General features: G+C 63.4%; 36 protein-coding genes. 19 read left to right on the top strand and 17 right to left on the bottom strand.

All coding sequences use genetic code 11. The features are described 5' to 3' along the window. Positions 1-15 precede the first annotated feature (15 nt). A complete protein-coding gene (locus RFA01S_RS07810; RefSeq protein WP_052060422.1) occupies positions 16-1,125 on the bottom strand; it encodes a diguanylate cyclase in 1,110 nt (369 codons plus the stop codon). A 98-nt stretch (positions 1,126-1,223) separates the two neighbouring features. Beyond that, positions 1,224-1,442 carry a hypothetical protein gene (locus RFA01S_RS27680; RefSeq protein ID WP_027495561.1) on the bottom strand — a complete coding sequence of 73 codons (219 nt, stop codon included), beginning with the start codon at positions 1,440-1,442 and terminating at the stop codon, positions 1,224-1,226. 772 nt (positions 1,443-2,214) lie between these two features. On the opposite strand from RFA01S_RS27680, the gene RFA01S_RS07800 reads away from it, so the two are divergent. From RFA01S_RS07800 to RFA01S_RS07775, 6 genes are all read left to right on the top strand, one after another. Then, the gene (locus RFA01S_RS07800) at positions 2,215-3,438 is read left to right on the top strand and encodes an alkane 1-monooxygenase (RefSeq protein WP_032372028.1); all 1,224 of its coding nucleotides are present in this window, start codon (positions 2,215-2,217) and stop codon (positions 3,436-3,438) included. Then, a complete protein-coding gene (locus tag RFA01S_RS07795; protein WP_032366929.1) occupies positions 3,438-3,602 on the top strand; it encodes a rubredoxin in 165 nt (54 codons plus the stop codon). Before RFA01S_RS07800 ends, RFA01S_RS07795 begins: the two co-directional genes overlap by 1 nt. Then, on the top strand, positions 3,599-3,772 hold the full coding sequence (locus RFA01S_RS07790; RefSeq protein ID WP_027495558.1) for a rubredoxin: 174 nt from the start codon (positions 3,599-3,601) through the stop codon (positions 3,770-3,772). The genes RFA01S_RS07795 and RFA01S_RS07790 overlap by 4 nt, the downstream gene beginning before the upstream one ends. Then, entirely contained in the window at positions 3,769-4,983 is a 1,215-nt protein-coding gene (locus tag RFA01S_RS07785; RefSeq protein ID WP_052060421.1) for an NAD(P)/FAD-dependent oxidoreductase, read from the top strand. The genes RFA01S_RS07790 and RFA01S_RS07785 overlap by 4 nt, the downstream gene beginning before the upstream one ends. Positions 4,984-4,993: 10 nt before the next feature. Beyond that, on the top strand, positions 4,994-5,614 hold the full coding sequence (locus RFA01S_RS07780; RefSeq protein ID WP_032406258.1) for a TetR/AcrR family transcriptional regulator: 621 nt from the start codon (positions 4,994-4,996) through the stop codon (positions 5,612-5,614). Between the two features lie 371 nt (positions 5,615-5,985). Beyond that, positions 5,986-7,449 (top strand): aminotransferase-like domain-containing protein, encoded by a 1,464-nt coding sequence (locus tag RFA01S_RS07775; protein ID WP_032406157.1) that lies wholly within the window; start codon positions 5,986-5,988, stop codon positions 7,447-7,449. Positions 7,450-7,503: 54 nt separating this feature from the next. Here the strand turns inward: RFA01S_RS07775 and RFA01S_RS07770 are convergent, their stop codons facing one another. Together RFA01S_RS07770 and RFA01S_RS07765 are read right to left on the bottom strand one after the other, a co-directional pair. After that, positions 7,504-7,953, bottom strand: coding sequence for a YdeI/OmpD-associated family protein (locus RFA01S_RS07770; protein ID WP_032406156.1), 450 nt, complete (start codon positions 7,951-7,953; stop codon positions 7,504-7,506). A 105-nt stretch (positions 7,954-8,058) separates the two neighbouring features. Continuing rightward, on the bottom strand, positions 8,059-8,526 hold the full coding sequence (locus RFA01S_RS07765; RefSeq protein WP_032406257.1) for an SRPBCC family protein: 468 nt from the start codon (positions 8,524-8,526) through the stop codon (positions 8,059-8,061). A gap of 98 nt (positions 8,527-8,624) precedes the next feature. Between RFA01S_RS07765 and RFA01S_RS07760 the strand changes: the two genes are divergently transcribed. Together RFA01S_RS07760 and RFA01S_RS07755 are read left to right on the top strand one after the other, a co-directional pair. Then, a complete protein-coding gene (locus tag RFA01S_RS07760; RefSeq protein WP_032383042.1) occupies positions 8,625-9,233 on the top strand; it encodes a ClpP family protease in 609 nt (202 codons plus the stop codon). Then, entirely contained in the window at positions 9,230-9,859 is a 630-nt protein-coding gene (locus RFA01S_RS07755) for a ClpP family protease (RefSeq protein WP_032383043.1), read from the top strand. The genes RFA01S_RS07760 and RFA01S_RS07755 overlap by 4 nt, the downstream gene beginning before the upstream one ends. On the opposite strand, the gene RFA01S_RS07750 is transcribed toward RFA01S_RS07755, so the two are convergent. Continuing rightward, the gene (locus tag RFA01S_RS07750) at positions 9,817-10,119 is read right to left on the bottom strand and encodes a helix-turn-helix domain-containing protein (RefSeq protein ID WP_032383044.1); all 303 of its coding nucleotides are present in this window, start codon (positions 10,117-10,119) and stop codon (positions 9,817-9,819) included. The two genes, RFA01S_RS07755 and RFA01S_RS07750, sit on opposite strands and share 43 nt — an antisense overlap. 66 nt (positions 10,120-10,185) lie before the next feature. Then, positions 10,186-10,860 carry a class I SAM-dependent methyltransferase gene (locus tag RFA01S_RS07745; RefSeq protein WP_032406155.1) on the bottom strand — a complete coding sequence of 225 codons (675 nt, stop codon included), beginning with the start codon at positions 10,858-10,860 and terminating at the stop codon, positions 10,186-10,188. A 100-nt stretch (positions 10,861-10,960) separates the two neighbouring features. Between RFA01S_RS07745 and RFA01S_RS07740 the strand changes: the two genes are divergently transcribed. The 3 genes from RFA01S_RS07740 to RFA01S_RS07730 all read left to right on the top strand — a co-directional run bounded on the left by RFA01S_RS07740 (position 10,961) and on the right by RFA01S_RS07730 (position 12,912). After that, a complete protein-coding gene (locus RFA01S_RS07740) occupies positions 10,961-11,632 on the top strand; it encodes a TetR/AcrR family transcriptional regulator (protein ID WP_032371829.1) in 672 nt (223 codons plus the stop codon). Then, a complete protein-coding gene (locus tag RFA01S_RS07735) occupies positions 11,629-12,561 on the top strand; it encodes a TIGR01777 family oxidoreductase (RefSeq protein WP_032371828.1) in 933 nt (310 codons plus the stop codon). The genes RFA01S_RS07740 and RFA01S_RS07735 overlap by 4 nt, the downstream gene beginning before the upstream one ends. A 72-nt stretch (positions 12,562-12,633) precedes the next feature. Next, a complete protein-coding gene (locus RFA01S_RS07730; RefSeq protein ID WP_169879412.1) occupies positions 12,634-12,912 on the top strand; it encodes a hypothetical protein in 279 nt (92 codons plus the stop codon). 328 nt (positions 12,913-13,240) lie between these two features. On the opposite strand, the gene RFA01S_RS07725 is transcribed toward RFA01S_RS07730, so the two are convergent. Both RFA01S_RS07725 and RFA01S_RS07720 read right to left on the bottom strand, forming a co-directional pair. Continuing rightward, positions 13,241-13,684, bottom strand: a complete 444-nt coding sequence (locus RFA01S_RS07725; protein WP_032389767.1) for a hypothetical protein — start codon at positions 13,682-13,684, stop codon at positions 13,241-13,243. Positions 13,685-13,710: 26 nt separating this feature from the next. Next, complete coding sequence (locus tag RFA01S_RS07720) at positions 13,711-14,280, bottom strand: cysteine hydrolase family protein (RefSeq protein WP_032371826.1); 570 nt, start codon at positions 14,278-14,280, stop codon at positions 13,711-13,713. Positions 14,281-14,495: 215 nt separating this feature from the next. Between RFA01S_RS07720 and RFA01S_RS07715 the strand changes: the two genes are divergently transcribed. The 3 genes from RFA01S_RS07715 to RFA01S_RS07705 all read left to right on the top strand — a co-directional run bounded on the left by RFA01S_RS07715 (position 14,496) and on the right by RFA01S_RS07705 (position 16,816). After that, the gene (locus tag RFA01S_RS07715; RefSeq protein ID WP_081371293.1) at positions 14,496-15,824 is read left to right on the top strand and encodes a glycosyltransferase 87 family protein; all 1,329 of its coding nucleotides are present in this window, start codon (positions 14,496-14,498) and stop codon (positions 15,822-15,824) included. Between the two features lie 33 nt (positions 15,825-15,857). Next, positions 15,858-16,316 carry a hypothetical protein gene (locus RFA01S_RS07710; RefSeq protein ID WP_032406154.1) on the top strand — a complete coding sequence of 153 codons (459 nt, stop codon included), beginning with the start codon at positions 15,858-15,860 and terminating at the stop codon, positions 16,314-16,316. A gap of 125 nt (positions 16,317-16,441) precedes the next feature. Next, positions 16,442-16,816 (top strand): PLD nuclease N-terminal domain-containing protein, encoded by a 375-nt coding sequence (locus tag RFA01S_RS07705; protein ID WP_027495537.1) that lies wholly within the window; start codon positions 16,442-16,444, stop codon positions 16,814-16,816. 39 nt (positions 16,817-16,855) lie between these two features. Here RFA01S_RS07705 and lepB read toward each other — a convergent pair whose 3' ends face one another. Next, complete coding sequence (gene lepB / locus RFA01S_RS07700; RefSeq protein ID WP_032371824.1) at positions 16,856-17,596, bottom strand: signal peptidase I; 741 nt, start codon at positions 17,594-17,596, stop codon at positions 16,856-16,858. A 41-nt stretch (positions 17,597-17,637) separates the two neighbouring features. On the opposite strand from lepB, the gene RFA01S_RS07695 reads away from it, so the two are divergent. Both RFA01S_RS07695 and RFA01S_RS07690 read left to right on the top strand, forming a co-directional pair. Beyond that, on the top strand, positions 17,638-17,970 hold the full coding sequence (locus RFA01S_RS07695; RefSeq protein WP_032371823.1) for a hypothetical protein: 333 nt from the start codon (positions 17,638-17,640) through the stop codon (positions 17,968-17,970). 46 nt (positions 17,971-18,016) lie between these two features. Further along, the gene (locus RFA01S_RS07690; protein ID WP_052060419.1) at positions 18,017-18,502 is read left to right on the top strand and encodes an MTB12 C-terminal domain-containing protein; all 486 of its coding nucleotides are present in this window, start codon (positions 18,017-18,019) and stop codon (positions 18,500-18,502) included. A gap of 51 nt (positions 18,503-18,553) precedes the next feature. Here RFA01S_RS07690 and RFA01S_RS07685 read toward each other — a convergent pair whose 3' ends face one another. Then, positions 18,554-18,967 (bottom strand): hypothetical protein, encoded by a 414-nt coding sequence (locus RFA01S_RS07685; RefSeq protein WP_032389764.1) that lies wholly within the window; start codon positions 18,965-18,967, stop codon positions 18,554-18,556. Positions 18,968-19,008: 41 nt separating this feature from the next. On the opposite strand from RFA01S_RS07685, the gene RFA01S_RS07680 reads away from it, so the two are divergent. After that, positions 19,009-19,194, top strand: a complete 186-nt coding sequence (locus RFA01S_RS07680; RefSeq protein ID WP_032406153.1) for a hypothetical protein — start codon at positions 19,009-19,011, stop codon at positions 19,192-19,194. A gap of 57 nt (positions 19,195-19,251) precedes the next feature. Here RFA01S_RS07680 and RFA01S_RS07675 read toward each other — a convergent pair whose 3' ends face one another. After that, a complete protein-coding gene (locus RFA01S_RS07675; RefSeq protein ID WP_032406152.1) occupies positions 19,252-19,434 on the bottom strand; it encodes a hypothetical protein in 183 nt (60 codons plus the stop codon). Positions 19,435-19,511: 77 nt separating this feature from the next. Here RFA01S_RS07675 and RFA01S_RS07670 point away from each other — a divergent pair, with 77 nt between their 5' ends. Next, positions 19,512-19,805 (top strand): hypothetical protein, encoded by a 294-nt coding sequence (locus tag RFA01S_RS07670; RefSeq protein WP_032386527.1) that lies wholly within the window; start codon positions 19,512-19,514, stop codon positions 19,803-19,805. Here the strand turns inward: RFA01S_RS07670 and RFA01S_RS07665 are convergent. Genes RFA01S_RS07665 through RFA01S_RS07640 form a run of 6 tightly spaced genes read right to left on the bottom strand, consistent with a single transcriptional unit; the run spans position 19,762 to position 25,007 of the window. After that, positions 19,762-20,523: an HpcH/HpaI aldolase family protein gene (locus RFA01S_RS07665; protein WP_032371821.1), complete on the bottom strand. Its 762-nt coding sequence runs from the start codon at positions 20,521-20,523 to the stop codon at positions 19,762-19,764. The genes RFA01S_RS07670 and RFA01S_RS07665 overlap by 44 nt on opposite strands. A gap of 11 nt (positions 20,524-20,534) precedes the next feature. Continuing rightward, positions 20,535-21,491 (bottom strand): aldo/keto reductase, encoded by a 957-nt coding sequence (locus RFA01S_RS07660; RefSeq protein WP_032406151.1) that lies wholly within the window; start codon positions 21,489-21,491, stop codon positions 20,535-20,537. Then, positions 21,488-22,321, bottom strand: coding sequence for an ATP-binding cassette domain-containing protein (locus RFA01S_RS07655; RefSeq protein WP_052057093.1), 834 nt, complete (start codon positions 22,319-22,321; stop codon positions 21,488-21,490). The genes RFA01S_RS07660 and RFA01S_RS07655 overlap by 4 nt, the downstream gene beginning before the upstream one ends. Further along, on the bottom strand, positions 22,318-23,133 hold the full coding sequence (locus tag RFA01S_RS07650; RefSeq protein WP_052060418.1) for an ABC transporter ATP-binding protein: 816 nt from the start codon (positions 23,131-23,133) through the stop codon (positions 22,318-22,320). Before RFA01S_RS07650 ends, RFA01S_RS07655 begins: the two co-directional genes overlap by 4 nt. A 3-nt stretch (positions 23,134-23,136) precedes the next feature. Continuing rightward, a complete protein-coding gene (locus RFA01S_RS07645; RefSeq protein WP_027495528.1) occupies positions 23,137-24,075 on the bottom strand; it encodes an ABC transporter permease in 939 nt (312 codons plus the stop codon). Continuing rightward, positions 24,075-25,007: an ABC transporter permease gene (locus tag RFA01S_RS07640; protein WP_027495527.1), complete on the bottom strand. Its 933-nt coding sequence runs from the start codon at positions 25,005-25,007 to the stop codon at positions 24,075-24,077. The genes RFA01S_RS07645 and RFA01S_RS07640 overlap by 1 nt, the downstream gene beginning before the upstream one ends. 322 nt (positions 25,008-25,329) lie before the next feature. Between RFA01S_RS07640 and RFA01S_RS07635 the strand changes: the two genes are divergently transcribed. Then, a complete protein-coding gene (locus RFA01S_RS07635; protein WP_027495526.1) occupies positions 25,330-26,904 on the top strand; it encodes an ABC transporter substrate-binding protein in 1,575 nt (524 codons plus the stop codon). Positions 26,905-26,909: the final 5 nt, after the last annotated feature.

Genomic DNA, 26,909 nt, shown 5'->3' with positions numbered 1-26,909 from the left:
CGACGCCGTCGCTCGTCAGTGCGGCTCGCCGGCCGGCCGCGGCGATCGAGGCTCGCCCTCCGACAGGGCGACGCGGTCGCCGCCGAGCCCCTTGGCCCGGTACATCGCCCGGTCCGCGCGACCCAGCAACTCTTCCACTGCGGTACCGATCTCTCGCGCGTCGACAACCGCATGCGCGACGCCTATCGAGGCGGTCAGCGGGGACCGATCGGTGGCGTTGCACAGTCGGATTCGTAGTACCTCAGCGCTGGCGACAACCGAGTCACGGTCATCGAGGGCAACAATGGCGAACTCTTCGCCGCCGAGCCGGACGGTGATGGCGGGTGCCGGAAACACGTCGAGGATGCGGGAGGCCGCCAGCCGGATCACGGCGTCTCCCTGCAGATGGCCGTATCGGTCGTTGACGGCCTTGAAGTTGTCGATGTCCATCACCACGGCCGTCATTCCGGTTGCCGATCCCGGCCGTAGTCGCAGGTTCCCGATCGCAGCGTCGAATCCCCGCCTGTTCTGCAATCCGGTGAGGGGGTCGTAGAACGCGCCGGTGGCATCGCGTCGCAGCATCATCATGAACGTGTGCACGATCAGCGGCGCCGAGAACATCACCAGTATCAAGATCACCAGGTAGACCGTGGCCAGTAATCGTAGTTCGGGTTCGGCCACCAAGGCCGAGCCGTACAGCACCGCGGTCGTGACCAAGGCGAAACCGTAGTGGGCAGTGAGCAGCTTGGGACCGTGGAACCCGACGACGTAACTGCCGATGACGGTGAACAGGGCGGCGGTCGGCAGAACCGTCGTGGGAACACCGATGGTGAGCACCACGGCCGCGAGGACGACGTCGGCGTAGAAGACGAAGGCGATCGACATCTGCCAGCTCGGCCAGCCACCGACCCACCAGGCGACCCCGACCGGGACTGTCGTAGCGACGGTGAACCACAGTGCAGCCGTACCCAGACTGCCTTCGGCTAGGCCCGGCACCACCAATCCGATGGCCGCCGCCGCGCCGAACAGCCAACACCAGAGGCCGATGAGGATCTTCGTGATCTCGAGCGCCTGCTGCGAGCGCGCGAAGGCAACGTTCCATCCGTAGTCGACTGGAAGCGCCCACCATTCGCGCAGACTGTTCACGTATCTCGAGCGGCTTTCCTCGTGTCCCGACTTGGATGAACCAGTGAACCACAGAAGATACCGCCTGGTACGCGAACGGCAGATGTCTTCGGCAGGCGTCAGCCGCGCATGCCGTCCGCCAATTCGAGCACTCGGCCGGCATAGGTGCCGACGAACGCGTCGAGTGCCTGCTGCGACAACTCGGGGCAACCCGCTCGGCGAAAGTAATGTTCGAGATCGACCAGCCGGTCCCCCATCCCGACGCGTTGGCGGTCGAGGGCCTCGAGCTCGGCGACCAGCGCTTTGAGCTCCGCTACCTTGCGCAACACGTCGTCCATCGCCGTCACCGTCCACTCGCTCGGGTGTCATATGTAGGAGCGGTGGAGCAAGGCTTCCCTCCTCGCTCCACCGACTCGAACTCTACTCCTGATCGAACACGTGTGCGAATCATATCGGCACATTCGCCGGTTTGTACCATCCAGCTTGTGCACAAACCCGAGAAGTGACCTACAGTCTGTGCCATGCTCCAGAAAAGGGGTCCGAACGGCGTTCGGCCGCCAGGCTCGACCAGCCCAATCCAGTTGGCACTCTTAGCAATACTCATTATCGCGGCGATCGCTCTTGTCGTACTCGCCATCGCCGAGGGCCGCTTCTAGCTGTTCGCCATCGAGCGTGTGCGGCGATGCCCCGCGTTCACTCCTACCGCTTCGCCACTGACGCTCCGCGGGCTGCGCCGGCATTCTGGCCGACGCAGCCCCTTCGGGTCAGGATCCGAGGATTGCGCTCACTGCGGTGCTGCCGCTCTCGGCACTTCCGCTGCCGATGAGCCCGAGGATGACGTCGACGATGATCTTGGCGATGAATGCGTCCATAACTACTCCTGATGTGAAGTACCCCCGACGGGATACAGACGGACCTGCGAGTGCCGTGACCATTCGTGACCGATCACAACGAGTCGGAAGGTAGCAGGCCGATTCGTCCAATCGGTGACGCTGTGACTGCCGCAACAATCCCTTTGTCTGATGTACAAATATCTTGATTTGTACACACCGGATACAAAATGCGCGTATTGTCCACAGCACAGTGATCCGCCCTACACGAGGAGTGACGATGACGGCATCGAATGTCGACGATCAGGCACAGGCGCCCGTCGACGAGTGGCACGACCGCAAGCGATACCTCTGGCTGATGGGCCTGATCCCGCCGACGGCGGTGTTTCTGGCAACCGGCCTGGTGTGGGCTTTCAACCAGCTCGGCTGGAACGCCGTGGCACCGGTCTGGTGGTGGATCGGTGCGCTACTCGTCTACGGGTTGCTCCCGATCCTCGACAGGTTCTTCGGACCGGACGGCGACAACCCGCCCGACGAGGTGATGAAGGCGCTCGAGGAAGACAAGTACTACCGCTACTGCACGTACGCCTACATTCCGTTCCAGCTCGCCAGCCTGGTGTTCGCCTGCTACCTCTGGTCCGCCGACAACCTCTCGTGGCTCGGCATCGACGGCGGCCTGGGGCTGCTCTCGAAGATCGGCCTGGCCATCAGCATCGGTGTCATGGGCGGCGTGGGCATCAACACCGCGCACGAGCTCGGTCACAAGAAGGACGACCTCGAGCGCTGGCTGTCGAAAATCACACTGGCACAGACGTTCTACGGCCACTTCTACATCGAACACAACCGCGGTCACCATGTGCGCGTCGCCACTCCCGAGGATCCGGCGAGCTCCAAGTTCGGTGAGAGCTTCTGGGCCTTCCTCCCCCGCAGCGTGTGGGGAAGCCTGCGGTCGTCCTGGGAACTCGAGAAGACTCGCATGGAGCGACTGGGCAAGAGCACGTGGAGTATTCACAACGACGTACTCAACGCGTGGCTGATGTCCGTCGTCCTCTACACGGTCCTTGCCGTTGTGTTCGGCCCGATCGTGTTGCCGTTCTTGGTCGTTCAGGCAATCTACGGCTTTTCGCTGCTCGAAACGGTCAACTACCTCGAGCACTACGGCCTGCAGCGCCAGAAGAAGGACAACGGCCGCTACGAGCGATGCACCCCCGAGCACAGCTGGAACTCCGATCACATCGTGACAAACATCTTCCTGTATCACCTTCAGCGACACAGTGATCACCATGCCAACCCCACCCGGCGCTACCAGACTCTGCGCAGCATGGACGGAGCACCCAACCTGCCGAGCGGTTACGCAAGCATGATCTCGCTGGCCTACTTCCCGCCCGTGTGGCGCAAGGTGATGGATCACCGCGTTCTCGATCACTACGACGGCGACATCACTCGCGTCAACATCCAGCCGTCCAAGCGGGAGAAGATCCTCGCCGCATACGGAGCGAAGTGATGGCTGCCTACGAGTGCCCGGTGTGCGAGTTCGTCTACGACGAGACCGCGGGCGCACCACGCGAGGGCTTCCCGGCCGGAACTCCGTGGTCCGAGGTACCCGACGAGTGGCCGTGCCCCGACTGCGGCGTCCGAGAAAAAATCGACTTCAGGAGCAAGCAATGAAGCTTTACCGCTGTGTGCAGTGCGGATTCGAGTACGACGAAGAGCTCGGCTGGCCCGAGGACGGCATCGAACCCGGCACGCGTTGGGACGACATTCCCGACGACTGGTCGTGCCCCGACTGCGGTGCGGCCAAGGCCGATTTCGAGATGGTCGAGGTCGAGCGCGGGTGACCGCTCGCCAACCCGGCAACGTCGTGATCGTCGGCACCGGGGCCGCCGGATACACCGCCGCCAAAGTGCTTCGCGCCGAGGGCTTCACCGGATCCATCACGATCGTCGGTAGCGAACCGGAGACCACGTACCGTCGACCGACTGTCTCCAAGGAACTGCTGCTGGGTACGAAATCGGTCGATCAGGTTCAGCTCGGTGCAGCCATCGACGGGGTCGATGTTCGCGCAGGCGTCACGGCCACCGCCGTCACCGATTCCGAGGTGCACCTGGACGAGGGAGCTCCGGTCCCGTACGACGCCCTGCTGCTGGCAACGGGTTCTCGTGCACGGCAACTCGACCTACCGGGTGCCGAGCATGTGTTCACCCTTCGCACCGCAGCCGATGTCGCCCCGCTGCAGGCCGAGATCGTCCGAACGAGATCACTGCTGGTGATCGGCGGCGGCCTGATCGGGTGCGAGGCGGCGGCAGCGGCACGATCGCTCGGCGCCGAGGTCACGGTGTTGGAGGCGGCATCGGCTCCGCTGAACCGGATCGCACCGGCCGTGATCTCGCAGATGTACCGAGACCTGCATTCCGACAACGGCGTCACGATGCACACCGACGTCGCCGTCACCGGCCTGGAGAAGCTGGCCGACGGCACCGTTCTCGCAACCTCCGCGGACGGTCGTTCATGGTCCGCCGGCACCGTGCTGGTTTCCGTCGGCTCGGTCGCGAACACCGAGCTCGGGGCAGACCTGGGCCTCGAGACCGCGTCGGGAATCCTGGTGGACGCTGGCATGCGCACGTCGAGACCGAACATCTACGCCGCGGGCGACGTCGCCGAAGTTCCCAACTCGGTACTCGGCGGGACGTATCGGAGTGAGCACTGGAACGGAGCCGTCGATCAAGCCACCCGGGTGGCGCGATCCATCCTCGGTCTCGACGTCGGTGCTCTCGATGTCCCGTGGGGATGGTCCATGCAGCACGGCGTCAACCTGCAATTCGCGGGGTGGACCGATGCACACGACGAGTACGTCGTGGTGCGCGGCTCCATCGAAAGCCGTCGGTTCACGGCCTGCGCGGTGCGCGGCGACAGGCTCGTCGGGGCAATCGGGGTAGGTCATCCCAAGGACATCCGGCAGGTCCGCACCCTCATCGCGAGCGCGGACCCCGTCGATCGGAACAGTCTCGAAGAAGGTTGGCTGGACAGGCCACATGCGGTCGTTCGATAGAGTCGTGTTCATGCCCGCCGCCGAACAGACGTCGACTCCCGGTCGATACCGTGAAGCCGCGTCCACTCTGGCGCGCGATGTGGCGCTCGATGCGCTGCGCGAGTTGTTGCACGAGCGCAACTGGCGCAACGTCACGATGAGCCACATCGCCAAGGCCGCGGGGTTGAGCAGGCAGAGTCTGTACAACGAGTTCGGTTCGCGACGCGGCGTCGCACAGGGGTATGCCATCAGATTGACGGACGCGTTCGTCGCGATGTGCGAGACCGCGCTGTACCAACACGAGAACGATGCGTCGGCCGCTCTGAGACAGGGCTTTTCGTCGTTCTTCGAGCTGAGCGGTCTGGATCCACTCGTCCGATCTCTGCACAGCGGCGACGCGCCGGAGGATCTTCTGCGCCTGATCACCACCGACAGTGAGGTGCTGATCGACCGTGCGGGCGAGCGTCTGGCGGAGACATTTCAGCGTGGATGGGTGGGCGCAAGTCCACGACAGGCCGACGTCATCAGCAAGTCCATCGTGCGCCTGGCCCTGAGCTACATTCCCGAGCCGCCCGACGATGTCGTCTCTGCCGCAGACGATCTCGCCCTGCTGCTGACGCCGTTCATCGACTCCATCGCCGACGGCAACTGAACTCGGCGCCCATAGTTCGCACCCACCCCCAGTTCTCGCACCACCCCCACAGATCTCGCACCCACCCCCGCAGATCTCGCAAACGCGCGCGCGTTTGCCAGGTGCGAGCGAAATAGGCCCCGAATCGGTAGCGAACTCGGACGCGTCTGACGAATGCGCGCGCGTTTGCTGCAGCTCAGCCACATCAGTCGACGTTCACACGACTGCGCGGCGGACCAGCAGGCGCGCTTCTCCCTCCCTCCCGCAGGGCGACCACAGTCCATCCCGCGCCGACCAATGACAAGGCCAATACAGCTCCAATTGCGATCATGCGACAACAATGGACTGGTTTTACCGTGAATAGTTCAGTCCAGTGTGCGACAGTGGACTGCATGGACTTGTTCGACGCCACCGCGATCTCGGCCCCGGAGTTGGCAGCACGTATCGGCCCGTCGACGCTGCGCAACAGATCCGGTGGTCCGCTCTACCTCGAGATCGCCGACGAGTTGCGGCGGCTGATCGAGAACGGCGAGGTGTCGGCTCAGACGCGGCTACCCGCCGAGCGGGCACTCTCGATCAGTCTGGACGTCAGTCGGGTCACGGTGGCGTCGGCCTATCGCCACCTCCGTGAAGGTGGCTGGATCAGCGCCCAACGGGGCTCGGGCACATACGTTTCCCCGACGGGGTCGATGCCGGCGTGGAGTTCCCTCGCCGGCGACCGTGACAGTGCCACAGTGGAATTGGTCAACGCGTCACCGTCGGCTTCTCCACTCTTGGCCGATGCGTACAGAACCGCGGCCGAAAGGATTCAGGGCCGATTCGCGTCCGGCGGCTATGCACCACTCGGGCTGTTCGAGCTCCGCGAATCGATCGCCGCCTACTACCGTGGGCGCGGAGTGCCGACCACGGCCGAGAACGTCCTCGTCACCTCCGGTGCGACCGACGCCATCCATGCGGTGTTGGCGACATTTACCGAGCCGGGTGCCCGCGTGTTGGTCGAGCACCCGACGTATCCGGGTGTCGTCGAACTCGTCCACTCACTCGGCGGCCGATGCATCCCGGTGCCCATCGACCCGGACGACACCGAGGCGTTCGTGCCGGCAGCAGACCGTGCCGCACGTCAAAGCGCACCGACCCTGGCCTATTTCATGCCCGACTTCTCCAATCCGTCGGGAGCTCGACTCCCCCTCGGCACCCGCCGACAGCTGTCCGCAACGATGCACCGCCACGCAGTACTGACCATCGTCGACGAGGTAGCAGCGGACCTGTCCCTCGACGGGTCGCCCGACATCGAACCCTTCGGGGCGGCAACGCCGGATGTTGCGACGGTGACGATCGGGTCGACGAGCAAGACGGTGTGGGGTGGGCTGCGAGTCGGGTGGGTTCGCGCCGAGGCAGGGTTACTGGCGAGAATTGCCGCCACATATGCGCGACGCCAACTTTCGACGTCCATTCTCGATCAACTCGCTGCGGTCGAATTGATGGGCAAATACGACGAGGTACGCCGAGTGCGCGCCGACATATCGAGAGTCGCACGTGATCACACCGTTGCTCTGATGCGGGATCGATTGCCTGATTGGCACTTTCGCGTTCCGGACGGCGGGCTGGCGTTGTGGTGTTCCCTGCCCGACGGTCTTCGATCCAGTGTCCTTGTCGCCGAAGCTCAGTCGCACGGCGTGCTGCTGGCACCCGGACTACGATTCGGGACGGGATATGCCTTCGACGACCGTCAACGCATCCCCTTCACTCGTTCACTTCCCGACATCACCTCGGCTGTGGATATTCTCGCGCGCCTGTCTACGGCGGATAGGTCGACGGAGGTCGTCCCATCGAACAGGCCCGCGACCGTGGTGTGAGCGCGCACTGCCACCGTCGACGCTGGCACCCGCGCCCCCTTTCCGGGTAGTACGTCAGGGTCGAAGAGCCTCGACGATCGACGCGATGCGACGGTCACGGGTGTCGGCGCGCTTGGCGTCGGCGACCGATCGTGCGTGTTCTTTCCTCTTCGACGGAGACAGCACGTCGAATGCTGCGCGCACCGCGGGGTCGGCGTTGAGTGCAGTGGCGAGCTCGCCCGGTAGCTCGACGGTGCGCGGTTCGTCGTCGAGTTCGATGGTCACGTCGACGGTGTCGCCGGCCTCGACTCCGAGCGTCGTGCGCACACTCTTGTTGAGGCCCAGCAGGTTCTCCCCGCCCATGCGCCCGATGCGTCCTGCCACCGTCTGCCCACCGATCGTGAACCGCACCGGCGGCGTCTTGGTGCTGCCGAGTGACGCGACCTGGGCGTCGGTCAGCACGATCGCAGCCGCTGGGCCGCGAGGCTCGAGGACCGTGGTCAGTTGAAGAACCGTGGACGTCATCGGCACAGAATAGGCGCGACTACAGAGCTGAGTGTCCACAATTCGCGTCGACGGGCGGAATCCCGCGCGCCGACGCGAAAAGGGGACAGCCAGCGCACCTACCTGTCAGGACTCCGATTCGATGATGCGCTTGATGGCCGCCAGGGTGCGCGGAATGCCGTCGAGTGCAGCCTTGCTGCGGGTGTCGATCTGCTCATGCGCGGAGTCTCCGAATTTGCGGTGGAAGAGAGCGATGCCGTCGGGCAGGAAGTTCCAATTCTCGGTCAGCCGGGTGCCGCCGTCCACAGCTTCGAGTGTGTATCCCCAGCGCACGAAGTTGTCGCCGACGACCCACGCGAATTCGCGTCCGGGCTCGGCCGCTGCGACGGTCGAGACCGTTTCCCAGGTGCGGTCGGGAGTGACGTTGCGTCCGGTGAACGTCGATCCCACACCGCCGCCGTCGGGTTCGTTCCACCGGCATTCCTGGCAGATCGGGCTCCATTCACCTGTTCGGGTGACGTCCGATACGACGGCATAGACATCCTCGGTGGATGCGGCGACGACGACGGAATCGGAGAATTCGAGTGTGGTCATGCCTCCATTGTCCCTCGAGCGTCGCGCAGCTCTGAGCAGCGTCGCTGCCGACAGCAGAATCGTTGGCATGCAGCGCTATTCGTGATCACACTCGAATCATGAGCGAGACACCCCGAATGTTCCCACCCGAACTGCGTGACCGACTGCTGCGTCATCGAATCCTCGTGCTCGACGGCCCACTCGACGACGACAACGGCACCGTCCTCACCACCCACCTGTTGACGATGGCGGCCGAGAATCCGTCGGCCGATATCGCCCTGTGGATTCACTCCCCTGGCGGATCGGTGCCTGCCATGCTCGCGATCCGTGACGTGATGCACCTGATTCCCTGCGACGTCTCGACGTTGGCACTCGGATTGGCCTGCAGCGCCGGTCAATTCCTGCTGTCGTCGGGAACACACGGAAAGCGCTACGCGCTACCGCATTCGCGGATTCTGATGCACCAGGGCTCGTCCGGTATCGGTGGTTCTGCTGTCGAAGTGGAGGTGCAGGCCAACGATCTTCGTCATACCCGCGATACGGTGCTCGGCCTCATCGCCGACGACACCGGGCAGACACGAGAACAAATATTCGACGACTCCTTGCACGATCGTTGGTTCACCGCGGACGCCGCGCGTGACTACGGGTTCGTCGACGCCATCGTCAGTTCGTTCGATCAGGTCATGCCTGCGCGTCGGGTGTCGTTCGGGATGGAGATGGCCCGATGAGTACGTACACCATTCCCAATGTCGTCACCCGTGATTCGCGCGGCGAACGCGTCGTCGACGTGTATTCGCATCTGCTCAGCGAACGCATCGTGTACCTCGGTACTGCACTGGATGCCGGTGTTGCGAATGCGATGATCGCGCAGCTGTTGCATCTCGAAGCCGACTCCCCCGATCAGGAAATCTCGATGTACATCAACTGCGAGGGCGGCGATACTGCGGCCATGTTGGCGATCTACGACACGATGCAGTTCATCGGATCCCCTGTCGCCACAACATGTGTGGGGCAGGCGGTGGCGGCCGGCGCGGTGCTGCTCGCCGCAGGTGCGCCGGGTCGACGTTCGGCGTTGACGCACAGCCGGGTGGTGTTGCATCAGCCTGCGGGGCAAGGGCGAGGCACCATTCCCGATCTCATTCTCGCTGCCGACGAGATCGTCCGGGTGCGCGCCGAGATGGAGATGATTCTGGCGAAACACACCGGACGCGATGCCGCGAAGATTCGGCACGATACCGACCGTGACCTGGTGTTGACGGCTCCATCGGCGCTGCAGTACGGCCTCGTCGACCAGGTGCTCGAGGGACGACGTCAGGCAGCCATCAACGTCGCATTGCCGCGGGACAGGTCGTGATGCGCCAGGCCTGAAATTTCGGCCATCGAGGTGCCGAGTGCCCCGACGACGGCCGCAAGGATCTCACTCGACGGGTCCTTGCGGCCGCGTTCGAGCTCCGAAAGATACTGCGGTGCAATCCCTGCGCGCGCTGCTGCGTCGGCGAGTGTGTCGCCGCGGGAGTGTCTGCGCTCGCGCAGCCGGCGGCCGACCACCTCACGCCACAGCGGTTCCACTGCGCGCGCTGCTCGGCGCTCATCGATTCGTATGACCTCGCCCATGATCGGAGCCTAAGCCTCGATGCTATGGAGGGGCGGCGATTCTGCTCAGAGCAGAGAACCTTCCGGTCACTCAGGCTTCGTCCATTCGATGGTGTGCCTGAATCCGACGCGATGTCGCATCGTTGCCCCGGGCAGTATCGCGTCGACCGACCGCTTCACTTCGTCGAAACTGAGCACCGGGTCCTTGACCGGGAAGGGTGCCGGTTGCTTTCCCGCTGAGCTCGGCCAGGGATGGCCGACGAAGCCGATCAGCGGGTTGGTCACGATGGATACGGCGTCCCACAGCAGATCCCGGGGACTTCGTGGCGCAGCCATACCCACGACGAGCAGCCGGCCGTTCGGCGCGAGAACACGCTCGACCTGGCGAAGCGTGTCGTCGATGTCGAGGTGGTGGAGAACGGCGATCATCGTGATCAGATCGACGGATTCGTGCGCCCACGAGTCGAGTTGGCGTTCGGAGACAGTCACATTGGTGACATCGGAGCACGCAAGACCTGTGCGGCGGCGCATGTCGGAGTCGATGTCGACGCCGGTGACGTGATCGAAATACGGTGCGAGAGAGTGCACGAGACCGCCACGGCCACAACCCACGTCGACTGCCTCGCGTCGCCGGCTCGGCAGGTTGGCGAGAATCCAGCTGTGGAAGTAGTCGTTGTGACTCCACGGATGCCGCGCGTTCAGCGCTTGTACCCATTGAGCCCCCTTGCCTCCGATCAGCGAGGTTCCCATTCGTCTGAGCATGCGTCGAGTATCCAGGTCAGTGCCCGACCATTGCGCTTGAACATGTTCAAAAATTGGTCTAGCGTTCTTTTTGAACACGTTCAGAAAATGAGGTGACTGCATGGCCCGCACATCCGAGACGCGCGACAAGCTGGTCGAAGTGGCTCTTCGGCTGTTTCGCGAAGAGGGGTTCCAGGCCACCACCATGCGCCGGATAGCCGACGAGGCCGGCGTGTCGCTCGGCAATGCGTACTACTACTTCGCCGGCAAGGACGAACTGGTCAACGAGTTGTATGTGGTGATCCAGCGCGATCACCGCGAACGTGCGGAGCAGGTCATCACCCAGGGCGGGTCACTGTCGGAGAACCTGGCCGCGGTTCTGCATTCCGGCTTGGACGTCCTGACGCCGTATCACGCGTTCGGCGGCGCGTTCCTCCAGCTGGCGCTGCCGACGAGGTCCAGCTCCAGTCCGTTCTCCGAGGAATCCTCCGACGCCAGAGCCATGGCCATCGATCTGATGCGCACCACGTTGGATGCATCGAAGCAGAAGGTACCCGCGTCGCTGAACGATGCACTCCCGCTGCTGCTCTGGATGATCTACATGGGCGTCACGCTGCACTGGGTCACCGATTCGTCCGACAACCAGGCTCGCACCCGCACTCTGGTCGACGGGCTCGTGCCCGTCGTATCCAAGGCGGTTCGTCTCGCCCGACTCCCGGTAGCGCGCGGCCTGGTAGCCGATGTCGCCGGTCTCCTGAAACGAATGACCTCACCAGAAGGGTTGAGTCGATGACCGATTCACCATCGACCGTCGTCCTGTGCGGTGCCTCCGGCTACATCGGCGGGTATCTGCGTAGCTATTACGAGGACCGCGGCATCGGCGTCAGGACGGTCGGACGCGGATCGTCCAGCGATGCACCATGGTCCGACCATCGCGGCCTCGTCGAGGTCCTGAACGGGTCCGATCTGGTGGTCAACCTCGCCGGCCGCTCGGTAAGCTGTCGCTACAACAAGGCCAACGCCGACGCGATCATGTCGTCGCGAATTCAGACGACAGCCCAGCTCGGGCGTGCCTTGGCACAAGCGCAGAATCCGCCGGCGCTGTGGGTCAACGCGAGCACCGGAACCATCTATCGCGATGCCCGCGACAGGTCGATGAGCGAACGGGACGGCGAACTGGGATCGGGCTTCTCGGTCGAGGTGGCCAGATCGTGGGAACGCGAACTGTTCGACGCCGATGTGTCGATCCGCAGAGTGGCACTGCGGTTGTCGATCGTGTTGGGCGCGGGCGGTGGGGCGATCAATCCGATCATCGATCTAGCGCGAGTGGGATTGGGTGGCCGCATGGGCGATGGTGGCCAGATGTTCAGCTGGGTGCACGTCGATGATGTCGCTCGGACTCTCGACCACCTGTACGCCACTTCGAACATCGTCGGACCTGTCAACGTGGCGACACCGTTCCCGGTGACCAACGAGGTTCTGATGCACCAGGTTCGGTCTGCTCTCGGTCGCGATCACGGACTGGCGACGCCGGCATGGCTGCTGAAGCTGGGCGCACGGGTGATCCGAACCGAACCCGAGCTGGTCCTCAAGAGTCGGTGGGTCGAGCCGCAGGTGTTGACCGACAGTGGGTTCGACTTCCGATACCCGACGCTGGAGGGTGCGTTGGCCGACATCGCATCTCGGACGCGACCCGGCCTGCTCCCCGTCGCCCTCGGCTGACGGGGAGCTCCGAGCTCTACACCAGGGACGCCGAGAGGCCGCCGTCCAGAATGTAGTGACTGCCCGTGATCCATGTTGCGCGGTCCGAGGCGAGGAACAGCGTCACTCGACGTCCCGGACATCGAGCAACGTCGAGAAGACATGATCCGGCGCGTGGTGACGAAGTACTGCGAACTACGCGGCACCGAATCGGCCCTCGACCGCCCCTCCGCCTACATCCTGCTCGACGGGATCTTCCAACGCGCCTTGCTCCGCCATCTTGCGGGCAACACCTCCGAAGTCGACGCAGCCCGAGCACAATTGAAGGCCGCATTCGCGTTGTTGGACCTTCCGAACGTCACGACTTCTTGATCTTCTCCAGCGGGTAACCCCCCCACCACCACGACGACGACGACGACGTAAACAGCCAGACCGGCCAGCTCCCAAGTCGTTCTTTCACGGTAGACTCGGAGCCGATCCATACGATTGGCACCACAGCCATCATGGAACTGACCGTGCACCAGATCCCGACCGATCGATTGGCTCGTGCACGCAGTCGGGGTGTCGATTTCACCGTGTCCGACACTCGTGCACGGTATTAGTCGGGATGCGTTGCCCTGCAACGGAATCCGACGGATGCCGCGTACGCAAACGCGACGAACCAGAGCATCAGCATCAGTATCAGCACGGTGTTCATGGGCTATGTTGCGGACGCTCGACGTCGACTCTTCAGTTCGCGATAGTTCCGAATCGTGTTGGAGCAAGCCCACGCCGCAATGAGCGGCACCAGGAATCCGGCTGATGCGGTAGCGGTCGCGAACACCAGAACAACGACGGCGTACGCGATCAGTGTCACCACCACCGCGTCGACTTTCCGCCCGATCGACGACCCCGGTGTGACGACGATTCCGGGGAACTTCGGTGAGTCGGCCAGTGTGCGAACTGCCGCAACACACGCGGCGAGACCGCCCACGACCAGGAACGAGAACAGCAACACTTCACCGAAACCCGCGTCGGCCCAATCTATTCGAGGGTCGAAGACCCCGTGGACCAGCGACGAGAGAGTCGGGATCGACGCGAAGTACCCCAGATACAGCAGCACAATGGGTCCCGCGAGCCCTGCTACTGCTCCCCGATCGGCCATACCGAACGGTATCAAATTGGGCGACGTCAGTGGAAAGTTATGTCTTTCGTTTCGATCACCGTCGCGAACTCGCCGTGCAGGTTGGTGGCCGTGATGGCCGACAGTGTTGCGGCGGGTACGACAGTCCCGTCGGGCGCGACGCGATCGAAGGTGTGCGTCGCGTCAATGACGAAGTAGGTGTCGTAGCCGAGGTTCCCAGCCATCCTCGCGGTGGTCTCGCAGCAGTGGTTGGTGGTGATTCCGCAGATGACCACCTGGTCGATGTCCTCGCCGCGCAGCCATGCGTCCAGATCGGGAGTGCCGTAGAAGCTCGAATTGACGCGTTTGTGGACGAGCAGATCCGGAATCCCGTCGAGCATGTCCTTGAAGCGATGCCCGTCCTGCGTCGGCGACAACGGCGACTGTGGATTGTCGGAATCATGCTGAACGAATACCACCGGCCAAGCCCTGGACCGCCAGAACTCAACGAGATCGACAATATTGCTCTCGCACTGCGAGTTGTCCCGCGGACCCCAGAATTCCGAATTTTCGAAACCGGCCTGCACGTCGACGACGATGAGTGCAGGTCGACGAAGGTCGGCCACCCGGATATCCATGGACACCAACCTATCCGGTGCCGATCGGGACAGCGAAAATCCCGGGTCGAGTTGCGGCCCGGGATTTTCGTCGAACTATCGCGTCGCGAGTTCGTAGATCAGTAGTACGGACAGCGGGAGGATGGAGAGGAGTCCGAGCCAGACGCTGACAAAAACGTACCGGTCTGTCCGTGTCGGGTTCCTTGTATCAGGTACAACGATCTATCGTGTAGGCCATGACGACGTCCAGTTTTCGGCCGCTCTACGCGCGGTCAGACTCGGACGTGCGCGTAGAGAACGGCCAGGAGACGGCCATCCGGGAGACGCAACCGGAAGTGCATGCAACGGGGGTCGGCCGGCTCGGTTGGCGCTGGTTCCTCGCGTCGGCCATCGCCGCGTGCGTCGCGGTCGTGGCGCACGCCTACTTCTTGGGATGGACGACCCCCTTCGGTCTGTTCGGCAACGGAATCGACACCATCGTCTATCGACACGGTGCGTACGTCGTTCAGCATGGCGAACCGCTGTACGAGTTCGCATTGTTCGACATCGGCCTACCGTTCACCTACCCGCCCTTCGCAGCGTTGGCCTTCGCCCCGCTCGCCCTCCTCTCGGTCACGAGCGCTGTGACGGTGGTCCAGGCGATCAACCTGTTGCTGATCTACGTGGCCGTGGTCGCGAGCTGGCGCGCGCTCGGATATCGAAGCGCAACAATGTATCTCGTCAGTGTCGGATTGGCAGTGGCACTGACGTGGCTCGAGCCGGTTCGCATGACCATCTGGCTCGGTCAGATCAATTTGCTCTTGCTGGTTCTCGTTCTGCTCGACCTCACCCGCGGCGAGGGCAGTCGTCTCCGCGGCGTGGGTGTCGGCATTGCTGCGGGACTGAAACTGACGCCCGCATTCTTCGTGCTTCATCTACTGGCACAGAGACAGTGGCGGGCAGCCGTTACTGCGATCGCTGCGTTCACAGCAACCGTGCTTGCCGGACTGATCGTCATTCCCGCCGATTCGTGGAGATTCTGGACGTCGACGATGATCGACTCGGAACGAATCGGTGCACTGGCCTCACCCGCCAACCAGTCGATCCATGGCGCATTGGCTCGACTGTGGCCGGGCAATACACCTCCTTTCGCCGTGTGGCTGGTGCTCGCCGTCATCGTCGCCGCTCTGGCGCTGTGGGTGGCGGCACGCGCGCAGGCAGCCGGAAAAACGTTGCTGGCCCTGACGATATGTGGAATTGCGACGCCGATGGTCTCGCCTTTCGCGTGGGGCCATCACTGGGTGTGGTGCATTCCGTTGACCGTCCTCGCCCTCGACTACGCCAACCGACACCGAACCTGGTGGAGTTGGCTGGCCCCGATCGCCGTGACCACGCCGATGATTGCCTGGTACTTCACCGACTACCGCGGCATCAAGGCCATCGGAATCTTCATGTTCGAGGGCTCCCCCGCCTTCGAGTTCGCCGTCCAATTCACCTATCCCGCGGTGTTTCTGACGACCCTTGTCGTTGTTCTCGTCGGTCTGAGGACCAGGCCCATTGCGGGCCATGACAATGCTCGGCAATAGGCGCACACGCGTCCGCCCGATCTCGCTGCGTCCATGACCAATTCACGCAAGGCCCTCTGCGCATCGGCAATTCTTGTTCTCCTCACGGCCTCGTGCGCCAGCGAGATCGGCAAGCCCAGGTCCATGGACAGCGATGAAGTAACGCACAATCTGCAACGCATAGCGTTCACAGTTCCGGATGGCTTCGAGTTCGCGCAGGGTGCGACACATTCGGAGTTCTCGGGTCAGCCCGCCTGGTCGGCTCGATTCGACGCACCGGACGAACTCGGTGACGGACTCACGCTGTCGGCGGCCAACCCGTCTTATCCTCCGCTTCAGCCCTTCGCGTGCCAGACGGTGCCCCCGGGAAGCTGGGCGAGGGTGAATTTCACGTGTGAGTCGGAGATGCTGACCACCTCTGTCGGGGCGAAGAGCACGACAGATCCGGTGACCGTCCTGCTCACCAAAGATGGTCAGCGATCATCTCTGTACATCTACTGCCAAGGACATTGACGCAACATCCGGCCGTGTCCGAGCCCCACCAAGATTTCCAAACCGACTCGTCTGTCGAAATCGCGAGGACAGCGCTACGATCTTCGATACAACGGACCGAGCGGTCTTGGACATGGAGGGACACAATGCCGTATTTCGGTTTGCTGGTCATGCTGCTGTGGGTGTTCTGTCTGATCGACGCGATCACCGCAGACGAGGGCGGCATCCGCTACCTGCCCAAGATCGTTTGGATTCTGCTCATCGTCTTCCTCCCCTTTGCCGGGTCGTTGGCCTGGCTCGTTGCGGGCCGACCCGTCGGTGCCGGGATTTGGGGAGGTGCCGGCGGGTCCGGTTACGGTCGCGCGAGCAACTCCGCGTACCCCGAGTACGAGACGCGGCCGGGACGTCAGGCCGCCCAGAATCCGGATGCGGACGCCGAATTCCTCCGGCAATGCCGCGAACGCGCCGAGGAACAGCGGCGCATCGAACGCGAGCGTCGTAAACGCGATCTCGGGTTCTGAAGACGCCGCTACTCGACGGGATCGTGGGAATGCGCTCGATCAGCGCTGTATCGCAGGCGATTCGATGGCTCCCCATCTCGACGGTGGCAGCACTATGAATCTGGCCTTGCCGATCACATTCCCGATAGGGACCGTTCCGCCCAGTTCGTCACGGGAGTGTGCCCTCGAATCGGCTGAGCCGCTTCGATTGTCGCCCATCATCCACAGATTGCCGGACGGTACGGTCACCGGCCCGAAACAGCGACCGGACTGCGGAACTGTTGCGCAGGTGAGTGTGTCCGCGTCGTAGGGGAAGTCGAACGCGATGTAGGGCTCGTCGAGCGGCTGCCCGTCGACCTCGACTCTTCCTTGCACATCGCAGCACTGGACGGTTTGCCCGCCTGTTGCGATCACTCGTTTCACCAGGTCGTTCTCGTCGGGCGCGACGAGTCCGGCCCACGATCCCACGTCCTGCAACGCCTTCGCTCCTGCGTTGCTCGATCGGCTCGACGTGTATCCCCTGTTCCACGACTCCGTCGGAGCCTTGAACACCACCACGTCACCCGGCTGCGGATCGCCGAATCGAAACGTCATCTTGTCCACCACGATTCGATCACCGGTACAACCGGGACAGCCGTGCAGCGTGGGTTCCATGGACTGCGACGGGATGAGATAGACACGGCCGACAAATGTTTGCAGCAGCACACTCAGTAACAATGCGACCACGACCAGAACCGTCAACTCCCTTAACCAGGACGGCACCCTACGACGGGTCGCATCGGAATTCGCAGCGGCAGTCATACCAGCAGCCTAGGGCCACAAGTTTGCGTATCGTACTGAGCATGTTGTTTCTCGGCCTCCTGCTCGCTGCCATCAGCGCAGCCATGATGAGTGTCGCGACGCTGCGGCTGTCACAGGTGAACGAGGGCCACTATCTGCCGATGACCATAGGCACGTTCGAGGTTCGTTCCCCGTGGAAAGTGACGACCCTCCGAGTAGGCGCGCAGGCCGTAGCGGTCGCGAGCGCGTGGATAGTGGCTGGAGCGGTGTGGGACCTGACGACTGCTCCTGCTGCCCTCGTTCTTCCAGCGGCGGCCCTCATTCTGCCGATCGCCGTGCCGGTACTGGTGATCACCGCGCAACACAACCGACGCCTGAAGACGTCGGGTATCTGAAGGCTATTCACCTACCCGCCACACTGTTTCGGTCCATACTGGGCCGGTGAAACTTGTCGGAGTGAGCGCGGTCGCCGTGGTGTTCCTTGCCTGCGCCTGCTCCCCCGTCGAGGTGGACGAGCCGAAGTCGCCGGTCGCATCGATCAGCCCGACGCAATTCGCCCCTCCGCCAACGCCCATCACCGACGATGTGCCGACCGCAGCCCAGTTGACGGCTCTGTTCGCAGCGAGTGTGGACTACTCGATTCGCGAAGAAGATCGAGCTCGATTGTTCGACGGGCCGGCCGAGAACAACGTGCGGCTCGCACGCGCCTGGGGCGCTCAGCCGGATCCGCAACACATCGAATTCACAACCGTCGCTTCGACCGGTCCCGATTCGGTCGAGGCCATGGGTGTCGGGATGGTCCGAAGCATGGAGGGTTACCCCGTCGGACCGATTCCCTTTATCCGATACGACAACCAGTGGAGAGTCCCGCGTGATGTTGCCTGCAGATTCGTGGGCGCGTTCGACGATCACGAGGCCTGCAAATGAGGCTGACCTGCGGCTCGCTCACTGAATCGAACTGAACCGCTCCAGCCGGAGTCAGTTGACCTCGGGCGCAAGGAAGTACGCGAACACGTAACTGATTGCAGTCATCGCAATTGTCACCATCAACTGTATCGGCGGCTCCGCGCTGTCCGACGCGACCATCGCCGAGGAAGCGCTCGCCCATACCAAGAGCCCGGAAACGAACAGTGTCACCACTGCCGCAGTGCACAGGGCAAATCGGTGTCGCCATTGTGTGCGACCGCTCGGTGGCCACGGCACCGCAGTCTTCAGTGCGTACTTGCCGCCGACCACCGCCGCGAATCCCACCAGCAGTCCACCGATTGCACCGAGTACGGCTGGGAGAGTCAGGTCCCACCAGTTGCCATCGATGACCGGTGCGATGAGTACCGCCGACGTGACTGCCCCGCTCCCCGCGGCCACGCACAGCTCTCTGCCGACCCAGTCCATGGGACTCACCCAAACACATGGCCTCACCACCCTCGAATCGGGTGCAGCTGACCGCGCTGACCGGCTATCTGCACCCGATTCAGGTGGATTGGGAGGCAACGGGTGCCCACGCCGAACTGCTCCGGCCGAGTCACGAAACGGGACTGAACCCCGCCGCAAACGCGCGCGCTTTTGTCGAATGGCCCTCTCTGGCGGTCGAAATTGGCGACGAATCCGCGCGCACCTGACGAATGCGCTCGCGTTTGCGGCGCAATCCGGACCAACGCCGCCCCACGGGCATCGACCTAAGACCGCATCCGTCCGTCTATGCGGCGGATAGCCTTCCATCCCGCAGGAGTAGCGACGGTGCTGATGATCGCGCCGAACATGATTCCCTGACTCAGGGCCGACCAGTGGCCAGGGCTGTCTCCGAACACCGGCCACTTGTAGATGATCGCGAGTACAGCGAGGAAGACAACAGCGCGCATAACTCGAACCCTACCTAAACCAACTCTCCGGTATCCTGGCTGAACGGGACAAATCAGACCCATACGAGGAGCCTGAGATGCAGAAGCCATTTCGCGAGTGGGTCATGACCGGCGCGTTGAGCAAGAAGTGCGGCGCAACTCGCGCCGATTACATCAACGCCCTGGCACTCGTCCCGGCCGTCGCAATAGGGTTCCTCCTGCTCCACTTCACGATCAACTCGGGATCCACCGCCCTCGATATTGCAGCAGGATGTCTCGGCGGCACCGTTACCGGCTTTCTGTATCTCTATCTCGCGTATCGGGTGGATTCGCGCAAGAAGCGTGGGCCTATCCCCGCGCCGCCGCTAGGTGCTCGGCCGACACGGCTTTGAGGTGCGTCAGGTCGGATGCAACGGTGGCCAACGTGTAGCCCTGGGCAAGTCGTTGCGCAGCAATGCTTCCCGATGCGGTATGAATCCCTGCGGTGATGCCCGCTGCCGCGGCGGCCTTCTGGACTCGGACGATGGCGGCGTCGAATTCTTCGTCCACTGATGGGTCGCTCGGCGAGGACCCTCCGACGGCCAGGCGTAGGTCCGATGGCCCTACGTAGACGCCGTCCAGACCAGGGACGGCACAGATCTCTTCGACGTTGGCCAGGCCCTGAGGTGTCTCGATCATCGCGAGGACGACGGTATCGCGGTTGGCATCGGCGGGGTTGGGCCCGATGCGTAGTTGGGAGCGCATCGGACCGTAGGACCTGATGCCTTCGGGCGGGTAGGTAGCTGCCGCTACCGCGGCGGCAGCGTCTTCGGCAGTGTCGATGAGGGGCACGATGACTCCCGCTGCACCGGCGTCGAGGGCCCGGCCGATCACCGTGGCGTTGTTGGCTTCGACGCGCACCAGAGCGGCCGGTCCCTGTGCGGCGTCGATAGCGGTGATTCCTGCCAGCATGCCCGAGTATCCGATCAGGCCGTGCTGCAGATCGAGTGCGATGTAGTCCCACCCCACATGGGCGAGCCATTCGGTGGAGACGGGGCTGTCGATGACCGACCAATACCCGAGGATCTGTTCGCGGTTGCGTACGCGGGCGGCGAATTCCTGTGCAGTCATTGAAAAGCCTCTCAGCGGTTGTAGTTCGGCATCGGTCCGCGCAGAGCCGCGCCGACCTCATCGCATGCTGCGACCACGTCGTCGGGGAGCGGCCCGCGGCCGAGGGCGGCGATGTTCGATTCGAGATGCTCCACTTTGGAGCCGCCGAGCAACACCGGTCCGGTCGCGGGCTTGGACACCAGCCATCGTAGAGCCAGCTCGGTCAGCGGCATTCCGGCGTTGTCTGCCACGATACCGAGCTGGGCGATGGCGTCGAATATTGCAGTGTTCCAGTACCGTTCGCGGTACATCGTGGCCAGGCGCGAATCTCCGAATCGGCCGTCGGTCGGTTGCACTCCCGCAGCGTGTTTGCCGGTGAGGAGCCCGCCGCCGAGCGGGTTGTAGACCATCGTGATCAGGCCCGTGACGGCCGCGAACTCCACGTACTCTTCTTCGATCCGACGGGCGAGCAGGTTGTACAACTGCTGCGCCACAACGGGTCGGGGCGCACCCACGTCGTCCGCTACCCGATTGACTTCACCGATCTGCCAGGCAGCGAAGTTCGAGACACCCAGTGCCCTGATCTTTCCTTCGGACACCAGCTCGGCGACCGCAACAAGAGTGTCGGACAGAGGAGTCGCACGATCGGGTTGATGCAGATAGAACAGGTCCACGTAGTCGGTGCCCAACCGCGACAGGCTGGCATCGATGCTGAGTCGCAACCCTTTCGGAGACAGCGGGCTGTTGCCATCGGCGTCGGGGTGCGGCATACCGGCCTTGGTGGCGAGCGTGACGCGATCACGGCGAGTGGCGAGAAGGTCAGCGAGAATCCGCTCCGATTCACCGCCCGCGTAGCCGTTCGCGGTATCGATATGGGTGATGCCGGCGTCCAGGGCAGCGTCCACCATCTTGGCCGCCCCGGATGCGTCGACGGTATCGCCGAACGTCATCGTTCCCAGGACGAGGGGTGAGATATCCAGCGCGGTCATGCGGTTACTCCAGTCTTGGCGAGCCGCGAAACGATATGTCGCGGTTTGGTTCCTGTCATCGTCGAGGGGTCGAGAGCTGCCGCTCGCAGCGCGCGGGTGTACGGCTGCTTCGGTCGCGCGAGTACTTCCTCGGTGTCACCGCGTTCGACGATGCGTCCCTTGGACATGACGACTACCGTCTCACTGATTTCGCGCACGACGCCGAGGTTGTGCGAGATGAACACGTAGGTCAGTCCCGTCTGCTGCTGGATCTCGCGCAGCAATTCCAGCACCTGGGCCTGAACGGAGACGTCCAACGCGCTGGTGGCCTCGTCGCACACGAGGATCTCCGGTCCCGACGCCAGTGCGCGGGCGATACCGATTCGTTGACGCTGTCCGCCCGAGAACTCCGCTGGTCGACGAGTCAGGGCAGTGCTCGGCAACCCGACGCGGTCGATCAGTTCTGCTGCTCTGGCCGCGCGTTCGGACTTGCTCCGAATACCTTTGAGCCGAAGCGGTTCTCCGACGATATCGACTGCGGTGAGGTGCGGATCCAGTGAACCGTACGGATCCTGGAAGACCATCTGGACGCGAGACCGGAAGGGTCGCAGTGCTTTTTCGGACATCTGCGCGATGTCCGTGCCGTCGACCATGATCGATCCCGACGTGGGCGTCAACAACCGCACGATCGACTTGGCGATCGTCGATTTGCCGCAGCCCGATTCACCCACTACAGCAACGGTTTTGCCCCTCTCCACCGAGAAACTCACCGAGTCGACGGCTCTGAACACGCCGTTACCGACCGGGTATTCGACGACGAGGTTCTCCACCGACAACAATGGTGCGCTCATACCGCGGCCTCCACCTTCTCGTTCCAGGGCCCCAACTGCGGGATCGCGTCGAGCAGATTCTTCGTGTACGGGCTCTTGGGAGCGTTGACGAGCTCCTCGGCTCCACCGTTCTCCACGAACACGCCGCTTTTCATGACGTAGATACGATCGGACATCAGCCGAGCCACGCCCAGGTCGTGGGTGATGACGAGCATGCCGATGCCGGTGCGCTCCTGTAGTTCGAGCAGCAGATCGAGGATGCTTGCCTGCACGGTGACGTCGAGCGCACTGGTCGGCTCGTCCGCGACGATGAGCTCCGGCCCGGAGGCCAATGCGCCCGCGATCAGTACTCGTTGCAGCATGCCGCCGGACAACTGGTGTGGGTATTTGTCCAATTGTGTTGCGGGGTCGGGTATGCGGACCTGTTCGAGCAGTTCGATGCAGCGCTTGGTCTGTTCGGATCGACCCGATACCCCACTGTGCCGAACGGCTTCGCGCAGCTGACTGCCGATGGTGTGCACCGGGCTCAGAGCCGTCATCGGATCCTGCGGGATCAGCGCGATGTGCTTGCCCCGGATTCCGCAGAGTTCCTTGTCTTTTCCGAGTATCTCGGTGTCCTTGAACGTCACCGATCCGGACAGCACCGCCAGATCGGACGGCAGCAACCCGAGGATGCCCATTGCTGTCGTGGACTTGCCGGAGCCCGATTCACCGATGATGGTCACCGTCTCTCCTGCTTCGATGCAGAACGAGACACCGTCGACGGCTCTGATGAGGCCCTTGTCGGTGACCAACTCGATCTGCAGTTCGTCGACCTTCAGTAGATTGCCCATCTCTCAGGCACGCCCTTTCTTGTTCGTGCGGGAGAACATTCGCAGCAGGCCCGATCCGGCGGGGCGGTCTCGAAGTCCGTCGCCGAGCAGGTTGACTCCCACGACGAGGAGCACGATGACCAGGCCGGGCAAGGTGACGAGCCACCACGAGGTGGTGATGTAGTCCTGGCCGTCGGAGATGATGCGACCCCAGGTGGCGAACGGACGTTGCGGCCCGGCACCGAGGTAGCTCAACGCGCTTTCGAGCAGCACGGCCTGCGCCAGTAACAGCAGAACCACGAGCGACGCCTGCTTGATGATGTTGGGAACGACGTGGCGAAGCAGGATGGCGATGCGGCCGAGGCCGAGCACCCGAGCCGCGGCAATGTAGGGCTTCTCCCGCTCCACGAGCACCAGTGATCGCGTGAGACGGGCGATTTCGGGCCACTGCGCGATGGCGATGACGAAGGTGATGACCGGAATCGACGGACCGAACAGGGCGACGACGAGCAGCAGCATCATCAGAAGTGGCAGTGACAGCTGAGCTTCGAGCAGGCGGGAGACTGTCGCGTCCACCCAGCCGCCGAGAAAGCCCGCCAGTGATCCCAGGGTCAGTCCGATGAGACCGGAGACGATGACGGCCAGAATTCCCACGGTGAGCGAGACCTGTCCGCCGTAGAGCACGCGCGCCAGCAGATCTCGGCCGAGTTGATCGGTGCCGAACAGATGTCCGTCGGTCAGCGGCGCGAGCCGGCGTTGACCGAGGTCGGTGGCATCGGGCGAGTCGAGGGGCAGCACCCGCGCGAAGGCGACCGGGAGGATGACCACGAGTGCACACGCGGTGCCGATCCAGATCTTCACGCGGCTGTCGCGTCGGCGACGGGTGGCACCCGCCGATGCGAAGTCCTTCGCGGTGACGGCGCTGGGACGTGGAGTGTCCGTTGGCTTGTCGACGACTGTCATCAGTTTGCTGCCTTCCCGAGGCGAACGCGTGGATCGAGGAGCGGATAGCAGAGGTCGACGGCCAGTTGCACCAGAACAGCGAGCACTGCGGTGACCAGAACGGTGGCTTGGATCAGCGGGTAGTCCCTGGTTTCGAGGGCGCGAACCACGAGTGAACCGACGCCCGGCCATGCGAAGACCACCTCGACCACGACGACGCCGTTGAGCATCGACGCGAATCTGGTGCCCAGTGCGGTGACGACGGGGATCGACGAGTTCCGCAGGGCGTAGCGCCAGGTGATCTCGCGTTCGGTGACGCCTCTCGATCGGGCGACGGTGACGTACGGGGAGGCGTAGGCGTTGACCATCTCGCGTCGGACCATGCGGGAGATCAGGGCGATCTGCAGGATGGCCACGGTGACGGCGGGCAGGATCAGCGAGGACCAGCTGGTGAATCCGGCTGCGGGGAGTACGGGAACCAATACGGCGAAGAACGTCAGCAGCATCAGGCCGGTCCAGAAGTCCGGCATCGACTGACCGGCGATCGTCACGACGTTCGCGCCGAGTTCGCGTCGGGTGTCGGCGCGGCGAGCCATCCAGATGCCCAGGGGAATCGACACCACGGTGGTCAGCAGGATGGCGGCGAAGGCCAGGGTGATCGTGTACGGAATGCGCTGCAGAACCACGTCGAGTGCCGGTGCCTGGAAGGAGTACGAGGTACCGAGGTCGAGTGTGAACAGGCCCTTCAGGTATAGCGCGTACTGAGTGAAGATCGACTGGTCCAGGCCCAGATTGGTGCGGATCTGCGCGAGGTCTTCCGTACTGGCGAGCGGGCCGGCCATGGAGTAGGCCGGGTCGCCGGGAGCCATGCGAATGAGCACGAACACCGTGGTGAGCGTCAGGAAGATGGTGAGCAGGCTCTGCCCGAGTCGCCGCACCACGTAGCGCGCCATGGGCGCAGCGAGAAATGCGGGCAGCACGGAATCGGCCTTGGCCTTCGGCACACTCGGCGGGCTGGCGGTGAGCTGAGTCATCGACCCACCTGCGATTGTGGTCTTACCTGGGTCATCGTCGACCTTTCGATAACACTGCCTTGTTGTAACTCAGCTCACAATTGCACTCATGCGCGTTTTGCGCAACTGGCAATATTTTTCTGCGCATTTCAAGCATTTCGTAGTACAGTCCGGTTGTGTCCACGATCACTTTCGTCGACGCGGGTCTACGAGACCCGAACCGACATCCACATTTCGATGTGACAGTCCCGAGAGGTCAACGATGACCGAAAGCTTTGCCAACCAGCGCTTTTCACGACGGTCACTGTTCCGCACGAGTCTGATACTCGGAGCCGGGCTTTCGCTCGGCGGCGTGAGCGCCTGCGCAACTCCTACCGGTCGTCCCGGCCCCGACACCGTCAGCCTCGCGATGAACCGATCCATGGTGAGCCTGGACAACAAGCTTCTGCAGTTCGATGCCGCTCTGACCGTTCAGCGCTCGATCCGCCAGGCCCTGACCACCATCGATTCTGCGCTGGCAGTGCAGCTCGTCCTGGCCGACAGCTTCGAGCTGGTCGCACCGACGCGATGGCTGGTGCATCTGCGACCGGGTATCGCCTATTCCGACGGTCGGCCGGTTCGGGTGGAGGATGTCGACACGGCACTGCGCATGTACAGCCAGGTCACCGGTGGGTTCGTGGGCACCTTCTTCCCCGAGTGGCCCACCGTCGGCAAGATCGACGACTCGACGTTCACGCTCGACACGCAGCGCCCCATCCCGGTCCTGGACTACCTGATGTCGAACATTCTGATCACTCCCGCTGAGGACAACGTCCCCGAGGATCTTCAGGGTGGCGTCGGTACCGGGCCGTTCGTGGTCACCGACGCAGACCGCGGTACCGGCAACTACTCGCTGGCGCGTAACGAGAAGTACTGGGGCACGCCGGCTTCGGTCGATTCGGTCAACGTACGTTTCGTCCCCGACGAGTCCAATCGCGTCGTCTCTCTGCGCAGCGGCGAAGTCGATGTCATCGACGCCATCACCCCGGATGCCGCCGATCAGCTCTCGGGCCTGGCCGGCGTCACGGTAGAACGCACCGACGGGGTGCGCCTCAACCAGCTCTTCTACAACTTCCGCAAACCGGCCGGGCACCCACTGGCCGATCCGCGCGTCCGTAGAGCACTGAGCTACGCGATCAACGGGAATGCGTTGATCGACCAGGTGATGCAGGGCGCGGCAACTCCGTCCCGCGGCGTGGTCCCCGGCATTCTGACCGGCGCGATCGAGACCGGTGAGTACGTCTACGATCCACAGCGCGCACGCCAGGAGCTCGACGCGCTCGGAGTGCAAGACCTGGAAGTGAAGATCATTTGGGAGACAGGTGAATTCGCCGCCGACACCGACATCATGGAGTCGGTTCTGCAGATGCTGTCCGCAGTCGGCGTCCGTGCGACCCTGCAGCAGTTCGAGCCGGGCGGCGACATCTCGACGTGGCGTCAGGGCAAGGCGGGCGACTGGGACATTCTCGGCAACGGTTTCCCCAGCCCCACCGGACTCGCGGTCACCATCATGCAGGGTATGTACGCGGGCACTGCTGCGAAGGAAGAGACCCGAGATACGTATCACGGCTACATCTTTCCCGAGATCACCGCACTGATCGCCAAGGCTTCCGAGGATGCCGACAGCGTCACCCGCAACGAGACACTCGCGCAGGCGCAGCGTCAGATCTGGGAGACGTGGCCGTGCCTGTGGTCGTTCGTACCCAAGACGGTCATCGCCCGACGCAATCGCATCGACGGAATCGATCTGCGGCCCACCAACTCCTACGACATGGCTTCGGTCACTCTCACTTCCTGAGAGAG

The organism is Rhodococcoides fascians NBRC 12155 = LMG 3623, from assembly GCF_001894785.1.
GTDB lineage: Bacteria > Actinomycetota > Actinomycetes > Mycobacteriales > Mycobacteriaceae > Rhodococcoides > Rhodococcoides fascians.
The sequence above is the reverse complement of the archived record's forward strand: the minus strand, read 5'-3'. Positions and strand labels throughout refer to the sequence as shown.